18 protein-coding genes are annotated in these 24998 nt (G+C 45.0%); 7 read left to right on the plus strand and 11 right to left on the minus strand.

Going from position 1 to position 24998, the window contains the following annotated elements:
• Window positions 1–20: 20 nt before the first annotated feature.
• The 8 genes from R7E00_RS12175 to R7E00_RS12210 all read right to left on the minus strand — a co-directional run bounded on the left by R7E00_RS12175 (window position 21) and on the right by R7E00_RS12210 (window position 9662).
• Window positions 21–1322: a BatD family protein gene (locus R7E00_RS12175; RefSeq protein ID WP_262606054.1), complete on the minus strand. Its 1302-nt coding sequence runs from the start codon at window positions 1320–1322 to the stop codon at window positions 21–23.
• A complete protein-coding gene (locus R7E00_RS12180) occupies window positions 1319–3049 on the minus strand; it encodes a vWA domain-containing protein (RefSeq protein WP_262606055.1) in 1731 nt (576 codons plus the stop codon). The genes R7E00_RS12175 and R7E00_RS12180 overlap by 4 nt, the downstream gene beginning before the upstream one ends.
• Window positions 3042–4112, minus strand: a complete 1071-nt coding sequence (locus R7E00_RS12185) for a vWA domain-containing protein (RefSeq protein WP_025767855.1) — start codon at window positions 4110–4112, stop codon at window positions 3042–3044. Before R7E00_RS12185 ends, R7E00_RS12180 begins: the two co-directional genes overlap by 8 nt.
• A complete protein-coding gene (locus R7E00_RS12190; RefSeq protein WP_017635361.1) occupies window positions 4105–4683 on the minus strand; it encodes a DUF4381 domain-containing protein in 579 nt (192 codons plus the stop codon). Before R7E00_RS12190 ends, R7E00_RS12185 begins: the two co-directional genes overlap by 8 nt.
• Window positions 4684–5646 (minus strand): DUF58 domain-containing protein, encoded by a 963-nt coding sequence (locus R7E00_RS12195; protein WP_017821549.1) that lies wholly within the window; start codon window positions 5644–5646, stop codon window positions 4684–4686.
• A gap of 12 nt (window positions 5647–5658) precedes the next feature.
• Window positions 5659–6642 carry an AAA family ATPase gene (locus R7E00_RS12200; RefSeq protein ID WP_085569081.1) on the minus strand — a complete coding sequence of 328 codons (984 nt, stop codon included), beginning with the start codon at window positions 6640–6642 and terminating at the stop codon, window positions 5659–5661.
• Between the two features lie 85 nt (window positions 6643–6727).
• Window positions 6728–8029, minus strand: a complete 1302-nt coding sequence (locus tag R7E00_RS12205; RefSeq protein WP_053303500.1) for an anaerobic sulfatase maturase — start codon at window positions 8027–8029, stop codon at window positions 6728–6730.
• A gap of 106 nt (window positions 8030–8135) precedes the next feature.
• Window positions 8136–9662 carry an arylsulfatase gene (locus R7E00_RS12210; RefSeq protein WP_017635363.1) on the minus strand — a complete coding sequence of 509 codons (1527 nt, stop codon included), beginning with the start codon at window positions 9660–9662 and terminating at the stop codon, window positions 8136–8138.
• 141 nt (window positions 9663–9803) lie between these two features.
• On the opposite strand from R7E00_RS12210, the gene R7E00_RS12215 reads away from it, so the two are divergent.
• Window positions 9804–10661, plus strand: coding sequence for a LysR family transcriptional regulator (locus R7E00_RS12215; RefSeq protein ID WP_017635364.1), 858 nt, complete (start codon window positions 9804–9806; stop codon window positions 10659–10661).
• Between the two features lie 134 nt (window positions 10662–10795).
• On the opposite strand, the gene R7E00_RS12220 is transcribed toward R7E00_RS12215, so the two are convergent.
• A complete protein-coding gene (locus R7E00_RS12220; protein ID WP_005376560.1) occupies window positions 10796–12343 on the minus strand; it encodes an arylsulfatase in 1548 nt (515 codons plus the stop codon).
• Between the two features lie 306 nt (window positions 12344–12649).
• Here R7E00_RS12220 and R7E00_RS12225 point away from each other — a divergent pair, with 306 nt between their 5' ends.
• From R7E00_RS12225 to R7E00_RS12235, 3 genes are all read left to right on the plus strand, one after another.
• Window positions 12650–13036, plus strand: a complete 387-nt coding sequence (locus tag R7E00_RS12225) for a winged helix-turn-helix domain-containing protein (RefSeq protein WP_206954606.1) — start codon at window positions 12650–12652, stop codon at window positions 13034–13036.
• 80 nt (window positions 13037–13116) lie between these two features.
• The gene (locus R7E00_RS12230) at window positions 13117–15471 is read left to right on the plus strand and encodes a fatty acid cis/trans isomerase (RefSeq protein WP_017635366.1); all 2355 of its coding nucleotides are present in this window, start codon (window positions 13117–13119) and stop codon (window positions 15469–15471) included.
• A gap of 18 nt (window positions 15472–15489) precedes the next feature.
• Entirely contained in the window at window positions 15490–15681 is a 192-nt protein-coding gene (locus R7E00_RS12235) for a hypothetical protein (RefSeq protein ID WP_005376565.1), read from the plus strand.
• Window positions 15682–15731: 50 nt separating this feature from the next.
• Here the strand turns inward: R7E00_RS12235 and torS are convergent, their stop codons facing one another.
• Window positions 15732–18695, minus strand: coding sequence for a TMAO reductase system sensor histidine kinase/response regulator TorS (torS, locus tag R7E00_RS12240; RefSeq protein WP_262606056.1), 2964 nt, complete (start codon window positions 18693–18695; stop codon window positions 15732–15734).
• A 43-nt stretch (window positions 18696–18738) separates the two neighbouring features.
• Here torS and torT point away from each other — a divergent pair, with 43 nt between their 5' ends.
• On the plus strand, window positions 18739–19788 hold the full coding sequence (torT, locus tag R7E00_RS12245; protein WP_254901919.1) for a TMAO reductase system periplasmic protein TorT: 1050 nt from the start codon (window positions 18739–18741) through the stop codon (window positions 19786–19788).
• 64 nt (window positions 19789–19852) lie between these two features.
• Window positions 19853–20308, plus strand: a complete 456-nt coding sequence (locus R7E00_RS12250) for a methylglyoxal synthase (protein WP_005376571.1) — start codon at window positions 19853–19855, stop codon at window positions 20306–20308.
• Window positions 20309–20385: 77 nt separating this feature from the next.
• On the opposite strand, the gene helD is transcribed toward R7E00_RS12250, so the two are convergent.
• Complete coding sequence (gene helD, locus R7E00_RS12255) at window positions 20386–22455, minus strand: DNA helicase IV (protein ID WP_033906474.1); 2070 nt, start codon at window positions 22453–22455, stop codon at window positions 20386–20388.
• A gap of 324 nt (window positions 22456–22779) precedes the next feature.
• Between helD and yccS the strand changes: the two genes are divergently transcribed.
• Window positions 22780–24933, plus strand: coding sequence for a YccS family putative transporter (yccS, locus tag R7E00_RS12260; protein ID WP_005376573.1), 2154 nt, complete (start codon window positions 22780–22782; stop codon window positions 24931–24933).
• The last annotated feature ends 65 nt before the right edge of the window (window positions 24934–24998 follow it).

The raw sequence follows: 24998 nt of genomic DNA on the forward strand, positions 1-24998 counted from the left end.
CGCTATATTAGCGCCCCGTTTTATTCATTGCCATCTCTTCCAATGACTTTGTCCAGTTCTGGTAACGCTCGCGGAATACGGAATTTAAAGCGTTTTTGTTTGGTCTGGATTTTGCGCCACATCGACTTCAGTAAATGAGCGCTATTTTCACCATTTTGCATTCGCGACGCACTTTTTTGCCACGATTCACTCGTATCGGCTTTGGTCATTTCTAGCTCGGCCGTATTTAAACGCAATTGTTTGTACAATATGGTCCTTGCTTCAGACCAACGTTTAGCCTTTAACAAACGGTGGAACGTCAACCATGCTGGTGTTGGTCTGTTGCGGTAGTAACGTTTAATGGCTACCGATGAAATAATCACAAAACCCAGCAACATAAGCGTGGAAACAATCCATTCAAAGTACGTTCTGATGAAGGACTTCAACGTGTGCTTCGCGGCAAAAGTTTTGCCCTCTAACATCACCGTTTCCACTTGCTGAGTCTTACTGTTCCACCAACGGAACTCATAATCCGGCAGGGTTAATTCACCACCTTGTTGAATCACGTACACGCTCTCTTCTGTGCGTGTTGACTGGTAATCACCACGTGTTTGCGTATCTGTCAAACGGTGGGGTTGAGGATACGCTTGATAACGGGTTGTTGATTCTCCTTTCAACAAGTCTGGTAGCAATACAGATAGTGAATCTTGAGCCGAAATGGTGATTTTACGCGTGATTGCATCCCCAACTTTGAGTGACTCAGTGGAGGTATCCCACTCTTGCTTTACCTCTACATCTGTTGCAGAAAACCAAGGTATCTCACCACTCAGCAGGCCCGATGGCAATACGGTTTTGAACTTAATCGGCTGGGTGTAAAGTGTGCCTGACACCTTCTCGCCGTCCGGCGCAGACACCTGAACGCCCACTGCGACAGGTGGAATCACAAAATCACCAGAAGCTTGAGGATACAAAGTCACTTCCCAGCGTTGACGCGACCAAGTTTGCCCCTCTTTTTGCTCAGTAAAGTTGGTTGCTAGTTGATTACGCTGTTTGGCGATAACATTGGGTATTTCAATATTGCCAATTCTCGTACCACCCGTAAACCAACGCGGCGTTGCCACTTCGATGGTTAAGATAACTTGCTCATTGACGCTAAAACTTGGTGTTTTACGCTTCTCTCCAGCCGTTGGTTGTTTACCAACCCACGCTTGTAACTCAACACCATGCTCTCGTTGAACGTCACGAATATCTTGAGCCAACACACTACTGCTCAGGAGGAAACCGAAACAGATAACTAACCACAAGGGTAAAGCAAAGGGCGTAAAACGGTGGCTTTTCATCATTGCACCGCCTCCTCTGTATTTTCGTTCGCAGTAGAAGTTGATTCTCCGGTTTCTATTGAACGCAATTGAATCTGAAACTTCGCATTTAAGAAGTATTTAGGATCCGCTTCGACTCGCTTTAACCATTTGTCGGCTAATTCTTGGCTACCTAAGATGTCGTCTGCACTTAACGTCTCTTTAATCATCAACTCCGCTGACGTTTTTTCATCCGCCCCTTCTGCGGTTTGAGGGTTATCGCCTAGCTCGGTTGATGCTTCTTGCTCCGTTCCTGCCTGACTCTCACTCATCCGGTTGATGTCCTCTACAATACCACCAATCACTTTCAAGTTATGCTCAACATCCGGTCTTAGCCTCTTGCTCAACGTTGGCTTGTTGGCTAGGGATTTTAACAAGTCACGTGCAGCCAAATATTCACGCTGACGCGCCAATGCACTCGCCGCATTATAAAGACCGTAATCTCGAACCTCTTCGGACGGGTCGTTTTGCATCTCCAAAAACGCACTGTGGGCGAGTTCAAACTCGCTAGCGTAGTAGTACGCCGTCCCTTTGCGTAATGGTTCGACAAAGTGTTTCGCGGCTTCTAAATACGCTTGTTGGTTGAACAAACGCTGTCCTTGTTGATCTGGCGTTAGCCACAAATCCCACCACCATTGCGCCACCTTGTCGAAAGCCGTCACTTTTTGCACAACTTGTGGCTGCTCGGCTTTAACTGAAATGTTCTCGGCCAATGCACTTGTTGGCATCAATAACGTGCCGCTCACCATTACAATCACGCACCACTGCACTAACCACCCTTTTCTAAACCACAGCATCATGATCAGCGCGATTGGGAACAGAAGTTGATACCCCATGTCTTTCCAAGGCATTGAAGATTCGCCATTAAGCTGCATATTGCGCTCAACGTATCGATTCAGTTGCTCGATATCACTATTATCGACGGTCACTTCCACCAATCGACCGTTAGCCTGACTAGCCAGTTCTTGTAGAGAATCCAAATCCATTGGGTTGTTACTCACAATGTCAGCATTCCCTGCCGCAAGAATTAACAGTTGATAAGATTTGCCCGAGAAATACGCTTGGTATTGCTCAATCGTGGCTGGATTAACGCCATCACTCACCAACAGAACGGTAGAGCCTGGTTGACCTTGCAATTGTTGGTCAATTAACGGCAAGGCTTTTTCGGCAAGCTTACCTTGCACGGGCATAATTTCTGGCGTAATGGCCGCCAAAAACGGGTCAAATACTTTACTGTCTTGAGTTATAGGCATCGCGACATGAGCACTGCCCGCAAACACGACTAACCCCGTTTTTCCGCCTTTTCGCACGGCTAGCAAATCGCGTATTTTCTGTTTGGAACGCTCAAGGCGGTTTGGTGGGAGATCTTTTTGCAGCATCGATTCGCTGTTATCAAGCACCACCAGCAGAGAGGCTTTATCTTCGCCAAACGGGGAAGATTCACGTTGCCACGTTGGGCCTGCACAAATCACAATGGCGATGAACACAATCAGCATCAAGAGCTTAAGCGGCAGTTGCTTACGCCAACCTCGCTCACCTATCGTCAAAGCATTGCGTAAATGTTCGGGCAGAATATCCTTCCAGCTTGGCTTGCTTTCTTCTCGCCAGCGTAACCACACCAAGAAAAACATGGGGACCAAAGCCAGTAACCACAGTGGTCGAATAAAATGAAACTGCGTAAAGAATTGCGTCCAACTAAGAGAATCAAACATCGCTCTCTCCTAATGATGATCGTGTAACAGCCCTTCTTTTGAGTGTTGCGACGCTGAACGCGAGCAAATGCATGATGACCACTAACGCCATCAAGTAATGATGAAGGCTTTGTTTTGGGCGGTATGTGGTGCTTTCGTAAAGTTGAGGTTCCAGTTTGCCAATTTCGTCGTAGGCAGCCGATAGTTCATCACGGTTGAGTGCTTCAAACGCTTCACCGCCGGATTCTTTCGCAATGCGATGAATCGTGTCCATATCCAACGCGGTTTCACCTATCGTTTCCGGATCGCCCATCGCAATGACGTGTACTCTCACGCCTTTGGCTTTCGCAACTTTCGCCGCATCAATCGGTTCAACAAAACTGCCCGTGTCGTTACCATCGGTTAATACAATCGCGACTTTTTCACGGTTTTGGTCTTGTTCTAAAGCACCACGCGACTTATCGCTTTGCTCAAAAACTTTAATCGCTAAGCCAATCGCATCACCAAGATGGGTACTCTGCCCTGCCATTGCCACATCGGTTTGGTTAAGCAGTTCGAGCCACACTTTTTGGTCTGCGGTAAATGGCGTTTGCACGAAAGCAGCATCACCAAAAAGCACCAAGCCTAATCGGTCACCTTTACGAGACTGAACAAACTCCGATAGCACTTCTTTTGCCGCATCAAGACGAGAAATTTTTTCGCCTGTACGTGAGGTGAAATCTGGCTCGGCCATGGAGCCCGAAAGATCCACCACCACCATCACATCGCGGCCTAAACTCTCGCGAACTTGAGGCTCGCCTAACACGGTGGGTTTTGCCATCGCACACACCACCAAAAGCCATGAGAGAATTAACGTTGCTCGTTGCCACCAACTCGGGGTCAACTGGCTTGCACCTTCTGATGGCGTCTCGCCAATCGCTTCCACCAGCTGACTAAAAAACGGCACTTTGATCGCCATTTGCTTAGTGCGATATGCGGGCACCAAGTAGTACACCACCAACGGCAAGGGCAAAACCAGAAACCACATTGGGTGAGCAAATTCAAAACCAGACAAACCAGTTATCGATGCAAGAAGATCATTCATGTTGACCTCCCTGATGTGCTTTGCGTTTCAATCGTGGTGATTTATTTGCCGCGCTTTTTTGAGCATCACAACGGTGCTCACTCACCCAGTTTTTCGCACGAGCAATAAGCGTTACTCGCTCTTCGTTGGTTAGCGTAACGCTTGGGTCAACAATACTTTGTAGCCAGCACTTTGAAAGCTCATCGTTAAAAACCATTTGCGAGTTTGCTTGAGAGTCTCTGGTTTGCGGATACAGCGCATCGAGCTTGCGCAGAAAGGCGGTATCAAACAATTTCGCGTTGCGGCTATCAATATGAATCAGCACTATTTTAAGCACAGAGAACAATACTTTTGGCATGTCTTTGTCGCTCGGGTTGATTTGCGAAATCGCCAGTAGTGCTTCTTTTCGGTAACGATTATGCCACCATTGCCGAGCCAAGCGATATGCGAAATATACCAATGCAATGAACGCAACTGCCGCTAAAATTTTCCAGCCAATAGTTTGCGGGTACCAACTCACGCTAGATGGTACGGCCACATCATGCAGCTCTCTGAGTATGTAGGTACTTGGAGGCGTAGGAAGATCACTCATTTAACGCCCTCCTACCAGTTTTTGGAATTGTTTAATGTGCTCACCTGTCGTATCGAGTTCGATGTGCGGAAGGTGTTTCATCGCCATAAGTTGAGAGAGTGATTGACGCTGTAAGCTAGTTCGAGCCTCAAGCTTTGCGCTCGCAGCTTCTACCTTTGCTTTGCTGTCTAAATTGAGTTGATACTGCCCATCACCAACCACCCATTTCGATTTTGCCAAATCGTCTGGTAGCGCTTGTTCTAATGGGTCACTGACCATCACTGCAAGAACATCGTTGTGCTGTTGTAGCTGTTTAAGGTGATCAAGGTGGTGCTCCTCGCAGTCGCTCCAGTCGCTGATAAAAATCAAAGTGGATTGCTTGAGCTTCATGCGTTTAATAAGCTCAATCCATTGACTGAACGTTACTTTTTCGGAATTGCAGGAGTCCACATTGAGCGATTGATTGGCTTTAGCGAGACGTTTAAGTTGCGCCAGAAGATCGTTTTGCGAACGCTGTGCCTTGCTGTGAAACAACGCCTGCGGGGATGCGATGACAAAACCGACTCGGTCGCCATCTTTTAATACTCGCCACCCACACATCGCTGCGATCTCTGCCGCGACAACCGATTTCATTACTTGCGTCGAAGCAAAAAACATTGTGCTTCTCTGGTCGACACACACGATTACGTTGCGATCTTTTTCTTCTGTATAACTGCGTACGTGCGGCTTACCTGTACGCATCGTAACTTTCCAATCAAGGTTACGAATATCGTCACCCAATTGGTAATGGCGCAGCTCTTCGAAGTTCAATCCACGACCGCGAAACAACGAATTGTGTCGGCCAGAGAGTACGCTACCCGCCTTTAGGTGAGGGAGTAAACTGAATGATTCTGCTTGTGCTTGCAGACGTACTAAACGAGCGTAATCGCAGTACAAACGGGGATCCATCCCCTGTGATTTTGGCGCAAGAGTTGGCTTAGCCATAATGCCTCCCACTTACCCAATTTCTACACAATCTAGCAGCTCTTGTACGACTCGTTGATGATCGACCCCATCTGCCAGTGCATCGTAGGTCAAAGAAAAACGGTGGCCCAATACAGACGGAACCATGGCACGCACATCGTCAGGAGTAACGTGGTCACGTCCTTGCATCCACGCATACGCACGAGCGCATTTGTCGAGTGCGATAGAAGCACGAGGACTAGAGCCAATCTCAATCCATTTTGCTAAGTTTGAATCGGCATAACGCTCTGGCTTACGAGTCGCCATCACTAACGCAACGATGTAGTTTTCCACTAGGTCTGATACCACGATGTTTGGTAACTGACGACGCGCTTCTAGCACCACGTCTGGCTCGATGTGTTTTGGCGTAACAATTTCGCTGCTGGTTTCCGCACCCAATTCTTCACAGCGCACCAAACGAATGATGTCACGTTCGGCGTCATCTTCTGGATAATCGACGGTAACCTTCATGATAAAGCGGTCCATTTGCGCTTCTGGCAGTGGGTACGTGCCCTCTTGCTCTACTGGGTTTTGCGTTGCAAGCACCATAAATAAGTCTGGCAATACGTGAGTTTTATCGCCTACCGTGATTGTGCCTTCGGCCATGGCTTCAAGCAGTGCCGCTTGTACTTTGGCTGGTGCACGGTTGACCTCATCAGCAAGTACAATGCTGTTAAAAATGGGCCCTGACTGAAAATGGAGTTGCGGCTTACCATCCAGCTCTTGATAAACCTCAGTACCCGTCACGTCAGATGGTAAAAGATCCGGCGTAAACTGGATTCGACCAAAACTGGTGTTTAACAAGTTCGCCAACGATTTTACGGAACGTGTTTTTGCCGTTCCCGGTAAACCTTCTAGCAGAATATGCCCATTTGTTAATAACCCAATGACTAAAGCTCGAACCACGTGGCTTTGTCCAATGACGCTTTTTTCTGTTTGTTCGATGAGTTCTTTTATCGCTTGTTGTGCGTGGTTCATAGGATACCTTTTCAATGGTTTAAGCCGTCTTTTCGATAGTTAAGTATAAGAACAAATGAAATAACTTAAGGTTATATTCACTATGTTATCTTTGCGGTTCTTGAGATTGGAGAAGTTGTGCAAGACCAACCAACATCGGTAACGCATAATCAAAGAACATTTTGATTCCCGAACACAAATAGTTTAGACCACTCTCACCATTCGGCGTTTTGATCAAACGGTTTTTGGGGCACTCACCCCAACAATAAGGCAAGTAAGGGCATTGCTTACAATACGTCGGCAATGAATCGCGTTTTGCCATGCCAAAAGTATATTGTCTTGTAGAGAAGGCCATTTCATTCAGTGAGTGTTCATGAATGTTGGCGAGTTTGTATTCTGGATACACATAGTGGTCGCAACTGAACACGTCGCCATTGTGCTCAATCGCCAACCCTTTGCCACAAAACTCCGCCGTCACGCAAAGCTGAGACGGTTTCCCCATTACTTGCGCCACCGCGGTTTCAAACAGATTAACCAACACACGGCCAAGATCGTTATTCACCCACTCTTCAAAGGTCGCCATTAAAAAGCGTCCCCAGTCTTCAGGATCGACTGACCAATCCGTTACAATCGACATTGGATGCCCCGGTTTAGCCAGATCACTGCCTTTGGTTGGGATCATCTGTTCGTTCCAAAACTGCGGCGCGGTTGTTTGGAAGTTGTTGGCTTCTACCACCGGCGCAAACTGAATATAAGTCACACCCAATTCTTGGGTTAAAAATCGATATACTTCGAGCGGGTATTTCGCATTGTGACGATTCACCGTGACCAACGCGTTGAATTTCACGCCATGCGCTTTGAGCTTATCTACCGCTTTCATCACGAGATCAAACGTTGGCTTACCGCTGCGGGTTTTGCGATATTTGTCGTGCAGCTCTCGTGGTCCATCAATCGACAAGCCAACTAGGAAGTTGTGCTCTTTTAAAAACGCACACCACTCATCGTTTAGCAAAATGCCGTTGGTCTGAAGATCGTTTTCAATGCGAACGCCTTTCGGCTGATGTTTCTTTTGCAAAGCTACGACATTGCGGAAATAGTCCAACCCAAGCAGCGTCGGCTCCCCGCCCTGCCATGAGAATACAATTTCTTCGCCATCCTGACTTTCGATATAGCTTTTCACGAACGCTTCCAGTGTTGCGTCGTCCATTTTTGGCTGCTTTTCTTGGTGCAGTAGATTTTCTTTATGCAGATAAAAGCAGTACTGACAATCGATGTTGCACTTTGCTCCGCCTGGCTTTGCCATCACATGGAATCGACGGTCATACGCGCCCAGAACCGGCGCTTTAGACGCCGTTTTAAGAGGAACAATAGGCATAGTAGTAGAATGGCGAGGGGAAATCTTACTCATACGTTTCTCACTATTACATATACCCAAATAACCTCCTGAGCGCTGTACAGCAAAAGTGAAGCTATTTGGGTATATAGCGCTCCAAAAAGCGCTATATAATCTTAATTTACTTAGAAGACTTAGGTACGAACGAACCTGCTTCCATACGAGGAGGGAATTCTTTGAATGTACCCATCACCTCTTTCACTGTATCCATTGCTGGCATCATTAAGAATGAACGCTCGTACATCCAACGAGAATAACCCATGCCTTGATCGCCTCGTTCAAATGGATCAATGCTCAAGTCAAAGATCAGTGGCACACGAAGTTTAGTGAACGGCTTACGCCATACATCCATACCCGTTTCATTCTCTTGAATCATAAAGTGGAACTTGTACTTTCCTTGGCGCAATGCCACAAGATCGCCGTCGTCACTCCAGTAAACGAACTCATTTCGTGCGGATTTGTCTGACTTACCCGTTAAATATGGCAGTTGGTTGTAACCGTCTAGGTGAACTTTGTAGTCCATATCGCCAACTTTTTTGCCTTTTAGCAGTTCGTCTTTAACTTTGGTATCACCTGCCGCAGCAACTAGTGTCGGGAAAAAGTCCTCTAATGACATCATGCCGTTGAATGTTTTACCTGCCTCAATTTTTCCAGGCCATTTAATTAACATTGGCACACGGAAACTCCCTTCCCAACCAGTGTTTTTCTCTGAGCGGAACGGTGTCATCCCTGCATCCGGCCACAAATCAACCATAGGGCCGTTGTCAGTGGTGTAAACAATGATTGTATTGTCATCCACACCTAACTCTTTGATCTTGTTAAGTAGCTGACCGATTTGGTCATCGTGCTGCTTAACACCATCCGCGTAGAAACCGGCACCTGTTTTACCTTGGTATTCTTCAGGAACATGTGTGAAGTTGTGCATGCGAGTGGTGTTAAACCAAGTAAAGAACGGCTTGTCCGCTTTTACTTGTTTTTCTATGAAGCTTTCTGCGGCATCAAGAAACTCACCATCAACATTTTCCATACGCTTACGCGTAAGTGGACCGGTATCTTCGATTTTGCCGTCAGCGTAAGAATGGATAACGCCACGAGGGCCAAATTTCTTCTTGAACTCCGGATCTTTAGGGTAATCCACGTTCTCTGGCTCTTCTTCTGCGTTCAAGTGGTATAGGTTGCCGAAGAATTCATCAAAACCGTGGTTGGTAGGAAGATGCTCGTCTCGGTCACCTAAATGGTTCTTACCAAATTGTCCGGTTGCGTAACCCATTTGCTTAAGCACGGTTGCAATCGTCGGATCTTTTTCCGAGATACCTTCCGGAGCGCCTGGTAAGCCCACTTTTGATAGACCTGTACGTTTTGGCATTTGACCAGTGATGAATGCAGAACGGCCTGCTGTCGAGCTTTGCTGTGCGTAGAAGTTAGTGAACTTCGCACCCTCTTTAGCAATGCTATCGATGTTTGGCGTGTTGTACGCCATCATGCCTTGGTTGTAGGTACTAAGGTTCCAGTAACCAACATCATCACCAAAAATGACAAGAATGTTGGGTTTGTCCGCTGCATGTGCAACTGCAGATGCAGCGCCCAAAGCTAACGTACATGCGTTAAGTACGAGTTTTTTACTGCTCGTTTTGGTCGCATTTTTCATATTATCTCCAAGAGTTCGCTAGTGCGTAAAAAATGGTATTCGCTTTTCAATACCATTGTTGATATAAGATAAAGCACTAATTTCAGGCGATAAATGCAGTCAAAATTAGTTAACCTATAAATTAAATTTATGAGTGACGTTATGGACTTGAATTTGATCCAAACTTTTCTTGTTGTTGCGGAGTTTCAATCTTATACAAAAGCCGCGGAACAATTAGGGCTTACACAACCTGCTGTGAGCGCTGCAATAAAGCGTTTAGAGCAAGTCGTCGATAAGCAATTATTCGTTAAAAAAGGGCGAGGTATCGCACTAACCTCCACCGCTTATCAATTACTGCCGCAATTCCAGCAAGCGGTTAATATTATTGACAATGCGATATCTGATAAAAATCATTTTGAAGTGTGTTGTTCGGAAATTTTGTTGCACATTATGGACCCGATAAAGAACACTATTTTTTATGAATCACCACCCGAAAAATTCCTATTATTTGAGCTGTTAAGACAACAAAAAGTCGATCTAGTAATCGATACGGTGATCACGAAAGATGCAGCGTTTATTATTGAAGATGCTTATGAGGAAGAAGCCGTGGTTATCTGTAGTGAGAACCATCCCCGTGTACACGGCACGCTCACAAAAGAGCAATTTTATGAGGAAACTCACTGTTTATTTTCAGGAAAATGGAACAACATGTCGGGGTTCGAGCAACTAGCAAAGGAAACAATTCAAGAAAGAAAAGTCGACTTGATCACATCTTCGCTAGCGGGCATGGCGCTGTATGTCGCCCAAAGAGACAGTTTAGGGATCGTGTCTCAATCTTTTGCAAACAAGTGGAGCAAAGCGCTCAAGCTTCAAATTTTGCCCTGCCCCATTTCGATACGCTCTATCCCTTACAAGTTCGTCTACCATAAGCGAGAGGTAAACAACCCAGCCCACATCGCTCTACGTGAAAAAATCAAAGCCAACTTAACGGCAGCCCACTACGAACCAATTTGTTTATAACTCTTGTCAATTGAAGCGTTAGGCGTTTTCGTCATCAAGCTTTCTACAAACCTGAATAGATAGAATTTTACAGATAAAAAAGAGGCTCATTTTAATGAGCCTCTTTCTATATGTGATACTTCACTTAGCTTTTCCTACTTATTTGGGTTCTCTTTTAGTTTCTCCATCACTTGATCGAGCGAGAAGCTTGCTGCTTTTTGCCTTGGTGGGAACTCTTTAAACGTTTCAAGGAATCTGCCTACGTAAGCTTGCGCAGGAACAAGCATGTAAGCACGGTCTAGCATCCAATCGTAGTAAGTGTTAGAAGTGATATCAGCCACTTCGTAAGGATCCATACGCAAGTTGAAGATCTTAGGAACACGAAGTGTGGTGAATGGTTCAGCCCAAATACGCAACGTACCTTTTGCTCGTTGCTCCATAAAGACCAGCTTCCATTTGTTATAGCGAAGTGCAGTTAAGTCTCCATCATCTGAGAAGTAAAAAATTTCTTCTCGTGGGGCCTTATCCTCTTTACCAGTCAAATATGGTAGGAAGTTATAGCCGTCTAGGTGAACTTTGAATTTCTTACCATTCGCACTATAACCTTTGAGCAATTTCTCTTTAATATTGTCATCACCCGCGGCAGCAACGAACGTTGGCATCCAGTCCATGTGATGCATGATATCATTCGAAACAGAGCCAGCTTTAATTTTACCCGGCCAACGTACCATCGCAGGAACTCGGTACGCACCTTCCCAGTTGGTATTTTTCTCTCCACGGAATGGCGTTGTACCTGCATCTGGCCACGAGTTCATGTGTGGGCCATTATCGGTGGAGTAAAAGACGATTGTGTTGTCTTTAATACCCAAATCATCCACTTTTTTCAGTAGCTGACCTACATGGTTATCATGCTCGACCATACCATCTGCATACTCGCTGATACCTGTTTTTCCAGAGTTCTCTTCTTTCACATGAGTACGGAAGTGCATACGAGTTGCGTTCCACCAGACAAAGAAAGGTTTTTCAGCCTTGACTGCACGATCCATAAAGTCGAGTGCCGCATCTAACGTCTCTTCATCCACGGTTTCCATGCGCTTGCGGGTTAGAGGTCCTGTATCCTCAATTTTGCCATCAGCGTACGAACGGATAACGCCGCGCGGACCGAACTTTTTACGAAACTCAGGATCTTTAGGATAATCGACGTTTTCTGGCTCCTCCTCGGCGTTCAAGTGATAAAGGTTGCCAAAAAATTCATCGAAGCCGTGATTAGTAGGAAGGTGCTCATCTTTATCACCTAAGTGGTTTTTACCAAATTGCCCTGTCATATAGCCCATCGGCTTCAGCATTTCGGCAATGGTTGCGTCCTCTTCCTTCAAGCCAAGATCAGCACCTGGAAGCCCCACTTTACTCAAACCTGTTCTAAGAACGGTTTGGCCCGTAATGAAAGTAGAACGGCCCGCTGTACAAGATTGCTCACCGTAATAGTCAGTGAACATCATGCCTTCTTTGGCGATACTGTCTATATTTGGTGTTTTGTACCCCATCAAGCCAAACGTGTAAGCGCTGAGATTGGACTGGCCAATATCATCACCCCAAATGACGAGAATATTTGGTTTCTCTGCTGCGATACTGCTACTTGTCGCACCGATTAAAGCGGCGGCAAGAATCGCTAATCGGCGTTTAACGCCATATTTCGCTGTCATATAAACCTCTGTGTGTATTAGAAAAGTGCTTCCTGCAACAGAATGTATAGTTCACAAATAGCGGATAAGCGAATTTACTAAATGAGAATTCTTTCTATCTTTGCCTAACATTACACCGTTATTTGTAGCTAATACGCATTCCAATAGCACTTTAGTTCAGAGCGCCATCGCACCATTCATCGCTACTGTTAATCTCAAGTATTAAGATTGTCTACGCATATCACAGTGCTCATAAAGTACCTGATTGCTTTTATATAAATATTAATGATAATACGTTTTACTACTATTAATAATTAAGGTACCCGTGTGCTTGACTCCAAGGTTTCAAATGGAAAAACTTCCCAATGCCAACACAACGGCGTTCACCATAATGATGAGGAGCTATTACTAGATAAGCGCACTCACTCTGTGGTACTCAATTACTTGCCACACAAGAAATCTGTTCAGTTAACAAGCATTCAATTTAAGCTGCTGCAAACTCTCACTCACCATCAAGATCAAGTACTTAGTAAGCATTTTCTTTACGAAACAGTACTAAAACGTGAATTTACTGAACATGATCGAGCACTCGATATGCACATGAGCAGAATGAGAAAGCGTCTAGTTCACGAAGGCGTTCCAACAGACAGAATTCAGACAGTCCACCGCCAGGGTTACATTTTCAAGCGCTCAGACAATCAACAGAAAAATTAACGCTAATTGACCCAACTTTTGGTAATTGACCGCTTATTTTGCTTTAATTAATGCAAATTCTAATCACGTAAAATAACTCAATGAATTTACGCTTAATTTTTACACTTTGCATTGCTACTTTGTTTGCCGGCTGTGCAACCTATGCTGGTCTTAACTATGACCAACTGTTTGGTCCACAGCTCGTGCGTGAACGCACAGTTGACGTGGAAACCCCTCAAGCAAACTTCTTCCAAAGCGAAGTTAAACCCATTATGGATAACCGCTGTGTCGTCTGCCACGCGTGCTACGATGCACCATGTCAACTTAAGCTCTCTTCTGTTGAGGGCATTGACCGTGGTGCGAGTAAAGCACTGGTATATGAAGGAACAAGACTCACAGCCGCAGCACCAACACGCTTATTCGAAGATGCAGAAACAACCCAAGAGTGGCGCGATGCGGGTTTTCATCCGGTTCTCAACGAACGTGATCAAAGCATGGCAGCCAACATTGATGCAGGCCTTATCGCACGTTTGCTACAACAAAAAGAGCGCCACCCATTGCCTGACCAAGTCCAGTTAGAAGGCTTTGACTTTTCGATAGACCGAGAGCAAACCTGTCCAACGATTGAAGAATACGAGCAATACGAAAAGGATAACCCGACCTGGGGAATGCCTTTTGGTATGCCAAACCTATCAAACAGTGAATACCACACACTCATGACTTGGTTGGAAAACGGCGCAATAATGAACGTTCACCGACCTGTTAGTGAGAAAGAGCAAGCGCAAATAGATAAGTACGAAGCATTACTTAACCACTCTGATTTGAAAAATCAGCTGATGGCTAGGTATATATATGAGCATTTATTTTTATCTCATCTCTACTTTTCGGAACTCGATGAAGATCCCCGATTCTTCACGCTCGTCCGCTCTGCTACACCACCAGGACAGCCCGTCAAACGTATTTCAACGCGTCGCCCGTACGATGATCCAGGGGTTGAACGTGTGTTTTATCGAATTATTCCAGAGCAAGGGACCATAGTAGATAAAACTCACATGCCATTCGCGTTAAACAAGCAACGCATAGAGAACTGGAAAACTTGGTTTATTGATGCTGATTACATGGTTAGTCAGCTACCGAGTTATGAACCAGAAGTTGCTGCAAACCCGATGACATCATTCATCGACCTTCCAGTGAAGTCGCGCTTTAAGTTCATGCTAGATAATGCACAAAATACAATAATGGCATACATCAAAGGCCCAGTTTGTCGTGGCCAACTGGCATTGAATGTTATCAATGATCGCTTTTGGGTGTTTTTCCTTGATCCAGATAAAGCAGACATCCCAGAAGTAAATGAGTTTTACCGATCTCAGGCTGATAACCTAAAACTACCGGCAGAACAAGAAAGTAACACGCTACCTGTTACCAACTGGGTCAAGTACGCGCGCCAGCAAGCTCGCTACCTAGAGGCTAAATCTGAGTTCACTAATAACTGGTTTAAAGAAGGTGAAAACCTATCCACCGATGTAATTTGGGACGGTAATGGCACCAACCATAATGCGGCATTAACGATATTCCGCCATTTTGATAGTGCTTCTGTTGTTCAAGGGTTAGTTGGTGAGCAGCCTAAAACAGTGTGGATTCTTGACTACGCGTTACTAGAGCGTATCCACTATTTGCTTGTTGCTGGGTTTGACGTTTACGGTAACTTCGGCCATCAGCTCATGACACGAATGTTTATGGACTTCTTGCGTCTAGAAGGCGAAAGTAACTTTATCTCATTGTTACCCGCCGATATGCGCCATGAACTGCAATCTAGCTGGTATAAAGATCAAAGCCCGCAGTTGAGTGACTTTTTACAACGAAATGTGAAGCCGTTTAACCAACCAACCAGCGTTCAGTATAAGAGTGACGATCCAAAAACGGAGTTGGTGGAGTTGTTGAGCGAACATGTTTCAGATGTGCTTCTGCCTCGCTACGAAATTCAAGACACGGCTCTTTCTGCGAGTAGTGAAAAGCAGCTAAAACGTATTGACCACGTTCGTGGTGAAGGCCTAAAAACCGTTCCGCAAATCACTATGCTTATGGTGAGAAGTCAATCAGGGGAAGATGAACTGTTCACCTTACTTCACAACAATGCACACACAAACATCTCTAGCTTGTTTGATGAAGAAAGTAACCGTGACTTTGCTAACGATGACATGACCATTGTACGCGGCGTTGTGGGAAGCTACCCTGCGGCATTTTTCTCGATCAACGAAAACCAAGTAAAAGATTTTGTCGATCAATTTAGTGCCATCCAAAACGAGTCCGATTACGTTAAGTTATTGGATAATTTTGCGATTCGTAGAAGCTCAGAAAAATTCTGGTCATTTAGCGATCGTTTACACAATTGGTACCGTACAAAACAACCGATCGAATTTGGATTACTTGACTATAATCGTTTTGAGAATCGATGATGATTTAAGGGGGTTCTCATGGGTATCCGAGATAACATTGCCGCTCTTGAACAACAGATTTACGTTGCTTGTTCTGAGGGAGACTACGAAACGGTCAATATGCTTGAGCATCAACTCGAATACTTACGTGGCAAAGTGGAACATCCTTTTGATGATGACCCTTATGCCCTAGACACTCGATTCGAGTGGGAAGATGACATGACCGAATAGAAAAAACCTCCGGAAAGCCGGAGGTTTTTTTATTTTCAATGCTCGATGGATTACTTCGCCATTAACTCATCCAGAGCTTGAATTGATGCAGACACTTGAGAAACTAAATCATCTTTAGTCGCATTATAGGTATCTAGAGGTTGAGGCGCGGCTTCAATTGCTTGGCAAGCGTTCATTAACGCAGTTAGTCCTAAACTTCCTGCACTGCCCTTTAATTTATGGGCAAGGTTCTTTACTTCTTTACTATCATTGTCCTCAGCAGACGCTTGCAGCTTGCTTAATACATCGGTGCTGGTGGCTCTAAACAGATTAATAATGTGCAACATCTTATCTCTGCCCAAGATTTTCATATCGGACTCAATCACGCTCGGATTAATGATAACCACATCGGGTTCCTTTATTTTAGGTGCTTGAACGATCTTTGATTGTAGCTCTTGTTCTTGAGGTGAAATTTGATCAAACGGGGTACAGTCGGCATTTTGTGGCAACAACAACGGCTTTCCGTCTAGCGCATCCTGAATCAATGCCGCGAGTGCCTCTTTTGCTAATGGCTTAGGCAAGTATCCGTCAAAACCAGCGGCTAGATAGCGCTCAACTTCTTCCGCAAAAACGTGTGCAGACACTGCAATCATTGGCGTGACGGCAAGCGCTTTATTGGCCGGCTTATTACACTCAATCCGCTTTAAGCGTTGGATCAACTCAGTTCCATCACAATCAGGGAGGTTGATGTCGACCAAAGCGATATCAAAATCTTGTGTGCTGATCAGTTGCTCTGCTTGTGAGCCGTTTTCTGCCATCACGACTTGATGCCCCATGCTTTCTAGAAAGCCTTCCGCGACCACTCGGTTGACTTCATTATCTTCTACTAGCAAGACCTTTGCTTTCACTTTGCAACGTGCGGTTGCCACGGTTCCTGTTTCAACAGGTTCGCTTTCCTCTAACGGAATAGAGAACCAGAATCGGCTACCATTTCCCTCTTCGGAATCGACTTCTAAAACACCGCCCATCGCTTCAATGATTCGCTTACTGATGGCAAGTCCAAGCCCCGTACCTCCAGTTTGGCTCATCCCACCTTCAGCTTGCGTGAAGGCATCAAACAACGTTCTCTGGTATTTTTTGGCAATTCCTATTCCAGTGTCTGATACTTCAAACAGGACTTGCGACTCGTCCTCAGGGTTCAGGCTAACGTAGATATCAATTTCTCCTTCGTCAGTGAACTTAATCGCGTTACCAACGAGATTGTTCAGCACCTGACTGATTCTGGTGACATCCCCTTTCCAGTAGCGACTAACATCACTTTCAATATGGTAGGAGAACAGCAGCTTATTCTCTTGTGCTCGACTGTTCATTAACTGGAAAGTGTCCTCCACCATTTGGTGTAAATCGAAGCCCATGTGACGAATTTCTAAATGCCCCGCTTCAATCTTGGAGTAATCCAGTACATCATTAAGGATCGCGAGCAACGTTTTACCACTACGATTAATGATTTCTGCATAACGCTTTTGAATTGGGTTGAGGCCTGAGTCAATCAGCAAGCGTGCTGTCCCCAACACTCCGTTCATTGGCGTTCTTATCTCATGGCTCATCGTCGCCAAGAATGCCGATTTTGCTCGGCTCGCTTGCTCTGCTTGCTTGCGAGCTTTAGCGTGATTCAAAACCTCTTCATTCAAACGGCGGTTTGCTTGTTTTAACTGCGAAGTGCGCTGCTCAACGAGCTCTTCTAAATGCTCTTTATGCTCCTCAAGCTCTCGCTTGGCTTGAGCTTCACCCTCTGCTACCACTTTTAGTGCTTGCGCGGTATTACGAGCCGTGATGATGGCCTGCCCCATATGCGCCAACTCATCTTTGCCTTTCACTTCCAACTCAACCGCTAAGTTACCCTGCGCCACAGACAGCAACGCAGCGGAATATTCCGCTAACCGCTTCACAACAGAAAGGTACACCACACGCCATAAAATCAGCACCAATACAATCAAACCAACAATTGAAATAACGGTTAAAGACCACTGAGCGAATTTCAGTGTGCTGGTCAATTGGTCTACAGCGACGGTAGTGGTTTTGTTTGAATCATCAACCAATTTGTTGACCGTGCCATTAAGCTCTGAGAACAACTCTAATGTCTTTTGCATCAGTTGTTGTGACTGTTCGTTATTCTCGTATTGCTGCATCAGTATAGAAAATACGACCTGACGCTTGCCAAGCTCTATGAGCAGTTGGCTCATTTGCTTAGAGCGCGTAGGATCTTCCACAGCGAGTACACGGCGTTGCATGATTTTGAGGTTGCTATCGAAATCACTTTGAACCTGTTGAATTCGCTCAATATTCGTTAATGTCCGTGCCTCTTCAATCTGATTCAACATTTTAAAGGCCAACAAGTGCAGTTCATGCAATCGCTCAGTCAGATCAAGATCGACCTCCACCAGTGCATCTAGCGCCTGATAAACTTGCGATTTTTTATTCGATTCTAATAAGTCATAAATATGCGTGACGTTAGCAACAGCAATGGTGCTTGTATTCTGAACTTGCGTACGAGTTAGTTGTTCTAGCTCTTCACTGAGCAGACGCATTTCTTCAACACGAGTATCTATCTCTTTTGCAAGCCACAGCTTTTTTTCAACCGAAACACCGAGTTCTGCCAAATTGTCGATAACGTTCTGGACGTTATTCTCTAAAGCTTCTAACAATTGAGAATCGAACGACTCACTCCCGAGCTCCTTGATGTGAGTGAGTAAAGACTCGAGCTGTTCGAACAGCACTCGCCCTGACTCCTTTCGTTCCTGCTCGTTTCTTGCGTTCGACAACATTTGTACAGACGAAATAATACGAGTACTCAACTCAGAGACTTGCCTCGCCTCAATCATGGCGGGAATCGCAGAATCCACGACATTTCTTTCGGTTTTGGCAACCAAAGAAAATCCAGACACACCAATAAGTGCCGATAACATGACCAGTATTGCCATCGCAATGAAAGACAACAAAAGTTTACGACCGATGCTTGCAGTTGCTAGCAGCATATTTTCATGACCTTAATGTTCGTGTTCAGCGACATATTACGTTATATTTTGCAGTGTTTACTTAATCTATGCCAACGAACTTCATTTCATGGTTAAAAATCAACACGCATTTCGCACATTTTTCAAACATTCTGCAGCCATTTTAACCCTAGTTGCTTCTTTGCCAGCGGTTGCCGCAGAGAAAATATGTGCAATATACCCTCACCTAAAGGATTCATACTGGTTGTCAGTAAACTATGGAATGGTGTCCGAAGCGAAAAGAGAAGGTGTCGAGCTACGAGTCCTTGAAGCGGGCGGCTACCCAAACAAAACCCGTCAAGAACAACAACTCGCACTGTGTAACCAATGGGGAGCAGATGCGGTTATCCTTGGGACCGTGGACCCACAGGCTTACGAGCATTCACTTAAAAATTGGGTGGGGAATACTCCCGTTTTTGCTACTGTGAACCAACTCGACTTGGATGAAGAACAAAGTGAGTTGCTAAAAGGGACTGTTGGTGTTGACTGGCATTGGATGGGATACGAAGCGGGTCAATATTTGGCAGCTCGCCATCCAAAGGGGTCAGGAAAAACCAACATTGCCTTACTTTTGGGGCCGCGAACTCGTGGTGGTACGAAACCCGTTACTGCCGGATTTTATGAAGCGATACAAGGAAGTGATATCAACATTGTTGACTCATTTTGGGCAGACAACGACAAGGAGTTACAACGTAACCTAGTTCAACGTGTGATCGATATGGGAAATATAGATTACATTGTTGGCAGTGCAGTGGCGATTGAAGCGGCCATCAGTGAGCTGCGCAGTGCAGGCAAAGCTGAGGAGATCGGTTTAGTTTCTGTGTACTTAAGTCATGGTGTATATCGAGGCCTGTTACGTAACAAAGTACTCTTCGCACCAACAGATAAAATGGTGCAGCAAGGTCGGCTTTCCGTGATGCAAGCAACGCATTACTTAAGAGGTGAAGCTTATGACAAACATGCCTCACCAACCATCAAACCACTGACTCCGAAGACGCTTCATGACGACACGATCGAAGAATCGTTATCTCCGTCAGAATATAGGCCGACATTCCGTGTTAAGGCTGTTGATTGAAAGACCAAAAACGTGTTCTATTGAGTCACAACAATTTTAAAATCATACAAACGGAAACATCTTGATGCAAAAAACCATTCGTACCATGCCAACCCATAAACATGTGGCTTTGGTTGCTCACGACAACTGCAAACCTGAGCTACTTCGCTGGGTAAAAGAAAACAAAGAAAAGCTACAGAGTCACTTCCTTTACGCAACTGGCACGACAGGACACATGCTGAGTAAAGAAACTGGACTTGCGATCAAGAGCATGATCAGTGGTCCGATGGGCGGTGATCAACAACTAGGCGCTCTCATTTCAGAAGGCAAAATCGACGTTCTCGTTTTCTTTTGGGATCCACTGAATGCCGTACCTCACGACCCAGATGTTAAAGCGCTTCTTCGTATTGCTAGTGTTTGGAATATTCCTGTAGCAACGAACCGAGCCACCGCTAAGTTCCTGTTTAACTCCCCTCTTCTTGAGCAAGAAGTAGACATCGAAGTACCAGATTACGAAGCCTATCTTGCTGAGCGCATGTAAGCTTTGATGCCAACCAAATAAAGCAAGGGCGATACCAAGTATCGCCCTTGCTGTTTTTAACATTCTAAACGTTGCATTTAACGGGAAGTCACGATGGGATAGTCACCATTAACGAGCTCTTGAACGAATGCAGATCCCGCGCCAGTATGCGTGATCCAAACCTTCTCTTTCGCACGTGTAATCGCCACGTAAAATAGCCTGCGCTCTTCTGCGTAAGGGAATTTGTCTTTGGACTCCGTCAACGCACCATCAATGTGAATTTGCTTCTTCTTAGCGGGGAATTGCCCCTCATCCACAGAAAGAATAATCACAAAGTCAGCTTCGCGTCCTTTACTCGCATGGCAAGTCATAAAGCGAATATCGAGATTAGGGAAACGTCGCAACCAATCGTCGAACAAATCGGGCTTATGATAATGGTTACGTCCTAGCAATAAAACTGACTTGGTTTGCTTGGCTTGTTGATTCAAGTGATCCAAGATCTTTTCCACTTGATTGCTCGGCGCGGTATGTACGCTCTTCTGCTTGCGTTGTTTGTGGCTGTTTAGTGTTTTCGGCAACTGCGATGGGTTTTGCTGCACGAATGTATTCGCTACATCACCAATCTGATTGTTGAAACGATAAGTTGTATCTAAGTGATGAACGGTAGAGTGAGCAAAGCGTTCTTTAAAGCCAGTGATAAGATCGACATCCGCTCCTGCAAACTGATAGATCGCTTGCCAATCGTCGCCAACAGCAAATAACGTGGCACCTGCTTGTTTCTGAGTGGATTCACACAGTGCTTCAATCAATGCCAGACGATCTGGAGAGATATCTTGATACTCATCGACCATAATAAAGCGCCATGGCGAGACAAACTTCCCTTTATTCACATAATCTGTCGCACGACTGATCATGGTTGGGAAATCCACTTGGTTGCTTTCTTTAAGCATTTTCTGCCACGCTGTAAAACATGGCCAGCATAAGGCGAGTTCACTATTTAAACGCGTATAGTCTTGGTGGTTTACGAGCTTTTCTTGTACTTGCTTTTTGGTCAACCCTACCGACGCTAAATGAGACAGCTGCGAATCTAGCCAAGCGATCAGTTTTGGATTTTCTGAATGGCTTCCTAACTCATCATCCCCTTTTAGGTACGCAATCGGCCATTTGTCTAAATGTTTTTGCCAACGTTTAAAGTTGGTGGGTGTCATCCAATGTTTTTTCAACCAGTCTACACACCATGCTGTTCGTTGATTTTCGTCCAACGCTAAAGGACTAATTTCGACAGGTTGCTGTTCGACTTGTTTAAGAATATACAAGCCCAACTGATGGAATGTGTTGACGCGCACACCGTCTGCCGCCATGCCCACTTTATCTACTAAGCGTTCTTTCATTTCAGTCGCCGCATCACGACCGAACGCTAACATGAGAAGCTCTTCTGCTTGAGCTTGATGGCTTTGCAACAAATAGGCAACTCGTGCGGTTAAAACACTGGTTTTGCCCGAGCCGGCACCAGCAAGAACTAAGTTGTGGTCGTCGTTGAGTAATACCGCATATTGCTGGGATAAATTCAAAGGAGAGGATTCAATTTGATTAAACAGCACTTCCCAATTTGGACGTTCTGCTTCTAGCCAATCGCGATTACGCTCACCAAGCGCCTCAGAGGTATCAATGAGCCAAGGCTCTATTTGCGACATACGATTCGGCATTCGCATTTTGGCTTCTTCTAGGGTGGTTTTCATCTCGCTTAACTCTTGGTTAAGGCTTTCAACCCAGGAGACCACTTGAGAATGCGATAAGTAAGCAGGCAAGTGCTTTAGTTTGTAAAGCTCTTCTTCCCACTTAGGTAGATACTCAGCCAGTTTTCGGCACTGAGTGTTGTGCCACTCTTGATATTGACGAACGGCCTCAAGCGCGAACTTTCGGCATTGTGGCCACGGTAAACCTTGGACTAGCCAGCTTTGTTGTTTGCCTTCGTGTTCATGAGCAAAAAACTGTAAAGAGCTCCATAACAACCCACGCTTTACGCTAACTTTGCCATTCCAGATCGTAAAAGGAATATGTTCTTCACTGCCTATCGAGCTTAATAAAACACTGTTCTCTTTTATTTCGACGTGATGGTACTCATTTTGAATAAAAAACTGTGCTTTGCTAGTGGCAGTAAGCTGCATGAAACGTGCGCCTTTTAGTTTAGAAGTTGTCGATTTATATCATTTTAAGGCGCTAAATTGTAGCAACGGCGAGCACCTAAGTAAGCTTCTTCTTCTATTCTTTAATAAAATTCACATTACTGTCGATTTAATAACCTAAAGCTGAGGTTATTTGAAGCTGGCTTTACAATCCTCAATACATGACCTGGCAGTTTTAATATAAGTCGATGACATCCCTGCTGATTTTATCAGCAACCACGAATTTTTCTTAAAGTAAATCATAAACGCGCTATAGTGGGTCTGGTAGTATTCCCCCTGTTCTTCATCGGAAACATAAGGCGCATTGTGCAAGCAACTTCTAAATTTCGGCTATATTGGGCAAACAAGACGATAAATTACAGCGTTCTTATCCTCATTACCTTACTGGGTGTGGTTATCCCAACTTGGTACTTCGAGCAAAACACGCTGATAACGCCATTAATATTAGGCGTTATTGCTGCTGCTTTGGCTGAAAGTGATGACAGTTTCACTGGACGCATCAAGGCTCTGATTCTCACCTTTCTCTGTTTTGCGCTTGCTGCTTTTTCAATTGAAATCTTGTTCGATACCCCTTGGGCTTTTGCGTTGGGATTATTTATCTCAACCTTCGGCTTCATCATTCTTGGGGCGATAGGTCCTAAGTACGCGAGTATTGCTTTTGGTTCGTTGCTGATCGCTATTTATACTATGCTTGGCGCACATGAAAGCACCAACATTTGGTTTCAGCCACTACTGCTTTTAACTGGTGCCGCCTGGTATTACTTCATGTCCATGATTTGGCAGATATTTTGGCCCCTTCAACCGGTGCAACAAAGCCTAGCCAATGTGTTCTTCCAAATGGCGAATTATCTTGATGCGAAAGCCAAGCTTTTTCACCCTGTGACCAACTTGACGCCACAACCGCTGCGGATTGAAGCTGCAAAATGCAATGCTGCCACGGTTACGGCACTAAACGCTTGTAAAACCACATTACTTAACCGATCGAAACGGGGTCACATTGATGGGCCTAGTGACCGATTTTTAAATATTTATTTCATCGCTCAAGACATTCACGAACGCGTCAGTTCTAGCCATTATCGCTATCAGGATTTAGCGACCGAATTTGAACGTTCTGATGTGCTGTTTCGTTTTAAATACCTTTTGGAGTCTCAAGCCCAAGCGTGTCGTGATATTGCACTAGCCATTCAGCTAGGAAATGAATACTCCCATACCGATCAATCTATTCTGGCATTAGCTGAAGTACAAAACTCTCTTGCTTATCTAGAAGAACAAAAGCAAGGGCACTGGAAACGTCTGCTGATGCAGTTAACATATTTATTCAATAACTTAGCGACGGTAGAAAAACAACTTAATAACATTAACAACCCAGATGTTGAAGGCCTCGAAGAAGATACCCTCGCCGATACCAACCCACACACGCTAAAAGCGATGTGGCAGCGTATATCAGCAAATTTACACAAAGATTCGATGCTGTTTCGGCATGCATTACGTATGTCAATTGCCTTAACGATTGGCTATGGAATCATTCAAATATTCAACATCGACCGAGGTTACTGGATACTCTTAACCACTTTATTCGTATGCCAACCGAACTACAGTGCCACTCGCCAAAAATTGACGGCGCGAGTAATAGGTACATTAGCTGGTTTGTTGATTGGTGTACCATTGCTGACTTTTTTCCCTTCTCAAGAAAGCCAGTTAGTATTTATCGTTATCTCTGGTGTGATGTTTTTCGCCTTCCGGATGAACAACTATGGGTACGCGACTGGTTTTATTACACTGCTCGTCCTCTTCTTATTTAATCAACTAGGTGAAGGTTACGCAGTTGTCCTTCCTCGACTAGCAGATACCCTCATCGGGTGTGTGCTTGCAGTAGGAGCTGTATTAGTTATTTTGCCCGACTGGCAGTCGAGAAGGCTTCACAAAGTTATGTCGGATGCGATAGAGGCGAACAAGCAGTATCTCGATCAGATCATTGGTCAGTATAGAATCGGCAAGAAAGACAATTTGAGTTACCGTATCGCTCGCCGCCAGGCCCACAATAATGATGCCTCACTCTCTTCTGCGATTAGTACGATGCTGGCGGAGCCTGGCAAATATCGCGCAGCTGTTGATGAAAGTTTTCGCTTCCTAACGTTAAATCACGCAATGTTGAACTATATTTCTGCATTAGGCGCGCACAGAACTCGCATCGAAGATGAGTCAATTCATAAACTCGTTTTAGATGCTCACCGTTGTATTCATCAGCATCTGGATGTACTTCATAAACAGCTTCACCAGCATTGTGAGGAGTGTGACCTATCTAATATTGATGATGCTGGACTCGAGCAACGCTTAAACGAATGGCGCGATGAAGACGACAGCTCTGCCCGCATGGTATTGCAGCAACTTCATCTTATCTATCGCATGCTCCCAGAGCTTCATTCACTTGCTAGTAAGTTTGCCGTCAGGGTAAGTTAGTAACATTCAAACCATATGTAAGAGGGAAGCGCTATATCGCTTCCCTTTTTCTTTTTACGTTTCCA

The sequence above is a fragment of the Vibrio sp. Vb1755 genome (assembly GCF_033338635.1).
GTDB classification, from domain to species: domain Bacteria; phylum Pseudomonadota; class Gammaproteobacteria; order Enterobacterales; family Vibrionaceae; genus Vibrio; species Vibrio alginolyticus.